This window comes from Nitrococcus sp., assembly GCF_059432795.1.
Map to the genome: position 1 here is coordinate 1 of NZ_JBXWZQ010000111.1, position 3206 is coordinate 3206.

At 63.8% G+C, this 3206-nt stretch carries 4 protein-coding genes; 1 reads left to right on the forward strand and 3 read right to left on the reverse strand.

What is annotated here, in order from left to right:
- Window positions 1-434: 434 nt before the first annotated feature.
- Both AC52Q4_RS08185 and AC52Q4_RS08190 read right to left on the reverse strand, forming a co-directional pair.
- Window positions 435-689 (reverse strand): antitoxin, encoded by a 255-nt coding sequence (locus AC52Q4_RS08185; protein ID WP_495536308.1) that lies wholly within the window; start codon window positions 687-689, stop codon window positions 435-437.
- A gap of 48 nt (window positions 690-737) precedes the next feature.
- Window positions 738-1712, reverse strand: a complete 975-nt coding sequence (locus AC52Q4_RS08190; RefSeq protein ID WP_495536309.1) for a GNAT family N-acetyltransferase — start codon at window positions 1710-1712, stop codon at window positions 738-740.
- Between the two features lie 90 nt (window positions 1713-1802).
- Between AC52Q4_RS08190 and AC52Q4_RS08195 the strand changes: the two genes are divergently transcribed.
- The gene (locus tag AC52Q4_RS08195; RefSeq protein WP_495536310.1) at window positions 1803-2420 is read left to right on the forward strand and encodes a hypothetical protein; all 618 of its coding nucleotides are present in this window, start codon (window positions 1803-1805) and stop codon (window positions 2418-2420) included.
- A gap of 104 nt (window positions 2421-2524) precedes the next feature.
- On the opposite strand, the gene AC52Q4_RS08200 is transcribed toward AC52Q4_RS08195, so the two are convergent.
- The coding region (locus AC52Q4_RS08200) for a putative metalloprotease CJM1_0395 family protein (protein ID WP_495536311.1) at window positions 2525-3206 on the reverse strand (682 nt) is incomplete at its 5' end.

A 3206-nucleotide genomic window follows, 5' to 3' on the forward strand; every position in this document is an offset into this window, starting at 1 on the left:
AAGCTGGTGGGTTGAAGATCGGCGGACTGAACCGCCGACTGAAAGAGAATGCGGCTGAAAGCCGGTGGTTTGCACCACGAGCCGAGCGCCCTTCGGGCGGGCTAAAGCCGCTTTATTGAAATCAATCGCTTAGAGCTACGCAAAGTCTCGGCAAGCGTTACGGGTTCCGAGCGCGGCTTTCATGCTGACGCCACCCAATTCTCCACCTCAAGCCCCTCCAACCGCCGAAATTCACGCGCGTTGTTGGTCACTAGCGTCGCCTGCTCGGCCAGCGCGTGGCAGCCGATCCAGAGGTCGTTGGCTCCGATCGGCGTAGGTGACGAACGACATGCAAAGGCTGTCTTCGGGCGGAAAGGCATCAACCCGCGCGGCGATCTCGGGCGTCTTGTGTTTGAACAAGTAGCTCAGGATGTTGGTATCGAGCAAGTACCGCATCACAGCGCGTCTCGGTCCTGCCTCGGCGGCTGCTCGGTGCGATCCTCTTCCAGCGCGGCGATGAAGTCGTCGTCGAAACCTGCCAGTGCCTGCATGAGGGAAGCCCCGCAGCTTTGGCGGATGGGATGGAGCAGGAGGTCACCATCGGCGGTGCGCATGATCTCGACACGATCGGTGTCGAGGCGAAACTCCGCTGGAATGCGCACGGCCTGGCTGTTTCCGTTCACGAAAACGCGTGTCGTCAGGGTGCTCATGGGTGCGTCCTGATGTAGATACTTGAATGTATGTACTTTAGACGGCGGTCAGCTGATGAGCAAGGCCGAGCGCGCCTTGGCGATCCAGGCATAGAGACTGCGCCACGCATAGGGGCGAAAGCCGGTCTGCTCGTACAGCGTGCGGGCCGGGTGGTTGCGGGCATCGACCGAGAGCAGAAGCCGTTCGGCGCCACCACGAAGGGCGCGACGCAGGGCTTCCGCAACCAATTCCTGTCCCAGTCCATGGCCGCGCCACGCGGGTAGCACACCCATGTACATCAGTTCCCAGCAGGGCGTTTGCGGATGCGGCGCTAGGAGCAAGGCGCCGGCGTCTTGCTCCTGGTGGCGGAGGATGCACCAGTGTTGCGGCGCGTACTGCCCCTGTTGGCGAAAGCCTTCGATGGCCTGCGTGGGACTGAGCACACCATGCAGCTCGGGGCAATCCAGGGAGCTATCTTCGATCTGGGTCATCATTGCGACCAGCCGCGACGAGGGGAGATCACCAATGGATTCGAAGCTGACTCCCGGGCCGGGCGCGGATGCCAAGAGCGCCTGGCGTTGCTCGGCATTGGGTTGGGCGGTGAGGTAGAGGAGGTCGACCAGTCGCGGGAAGCCGTTTTCACGCAGTCGGGCAGCCGCCTGCTCATCCGTGCTGTCGATGACCGCCTGGACGATCTGCAGCCCCTGAGCCGCCGCCCAGTGCAGGGCGCCGCGCAGGAGTGTCGGCGCCGATGGGGAGTGACTGTGCGGCGGCCAGAGTCGGGCCGTTCTCCCAGGCTGCGGTTGGACCCAAACGGCCGCGCTCGGCGCGGTTTCGCCGGCGGCGATCAAGAGCCCGTTCCAGGCCGCGTCTGGTTGCCCCGAGCGCTCATCAATGGCTGCCGCCAACTCTGCTAAAGTACCGGGGTCATGGGTGGCGGCTAACTGCTGGAGCGCCGCGACCCGCTGGTGGCGCGGACAGGTCACGAGCGCTGCGCCGCTGGCAGGCTGGCCGGTTGAGGTGCGCGGATTGGCTGTACGCAAGGAGGTTGTGTCCTAGGTTGGATGCGAGCTGATCAAGATGGAACATAGAGGCTATTTCTGCAAGAATGCGTTGTCTGGGAGGAGATCTTGATGAATGAGTTGAGCCTCGCCGTTTTTCTTGCCCTCGCAGCCTTGCTGCTGGGGGGGATTTCGCTGTTCGTGTTCTATGTGGTGGTGAATAGGGAACGCAATACCGAGGGCAACAAGGTTGTCGCGGATCGCGAGCTGAGTCCTAAAAGCGATGCCGCCAGCACGGAGTCGCCGCCCCGTTCGGGTGCCCGTCCGCGCAGGCAGCATAAAAAGAAGGGGATCGAGAAGAGTCAGCGCTATCTGTTCGTGGTGTTCGACGAGCCGGGGCTAGAGGCGAATCGGGCGCTCGGGCAGTTGCTGAGCGATGTGAAGGCCTTTTATGAGGCCGGCCTCGGCATCTACCATGTGCCACCGGGTCCAGAGGGGTATCCGCTGACTGTTGCCAATGCCTCTTCGCCCGGCAAGCTGCCGCCGCTGCATCTCAGCGGTGATCATCCGCCCGTGCAGGGTGTCTCGATCCTGATCAAGTTCATCAATTCCCGCAGTGTCTCGCGCAGTCCCGAGACGCTGATCTCCTTTACCCACCGGGTGGCGGAGATCGGCGGGCGTATCCTGGATGTTGAGCGCAAGCCGGTGACCGAGGAAACCTTTGCGGAGTTGCGCGGCGACGCGCAATAAATCGACTCCCCGGCTGGCTCTCGCCAAGCGCGCGCAACCCGCCCCGCGCTCAACCTGCTGGAAAAGCCCTGATCGTTGCCTGAAACGGAGTTGCAGGCAGCCTCTCAGGCAATGCTGCGCAAGATAGCCTGACCTGAACCGGCACCCGCGCCGGTGGTTGCGGCGATGCGATTATAGTCTTCGACGCGCGAATCGCGACCAGGCTCTGAGGCCGGTGTTTCCTCCTCGTCTGCGGTGGGCTCCGGCACCGCCTCGGTGCGGGTTTGCTGTTGCTGACTCAGGTCAAGCTGCGCCGTGAGCAGGTTCTGCCGCGCGCGGGCGGCGATCTGATAGTCCGCCGGCGAGGGATCGGCCGGGGCAAGGGCTGCAGCGATCACAGTCTGCATCTTCTCGATCGTAGCCCTCGGGTCGCCAGTGATGGGGCCATAGTCGACCGAGACGCGGCCAGCGACGGCATAGCGCTGACCATCGGGGCCGATCTCGTAGTCGTAACTGGCGCTCCCCGTGTAACGACCGCCGGCAACCTGATGCGACATCTCATGCTGGCGGACCGTGCGGTCGGTTTGTTTGAGCTGATCGAGGAGTTTCAGCTCTTGCGGCGAGAATTCTTGGGCGAGGGTGTCGTTCCGAGCGCTGCTCGCGGCATCGCCTTCGGCGACCCGACCGCTGGCGCCTTCCTCGGCGGCCCGGTCAATGGGGGCGCCATTGTGGCCGGGCTCGCTCGTGCCGGGCTCGGGGGCGGGTGGTCGTGTCTGTCCTGGGGGCAGCGCACCGCCTTGGGCAGGA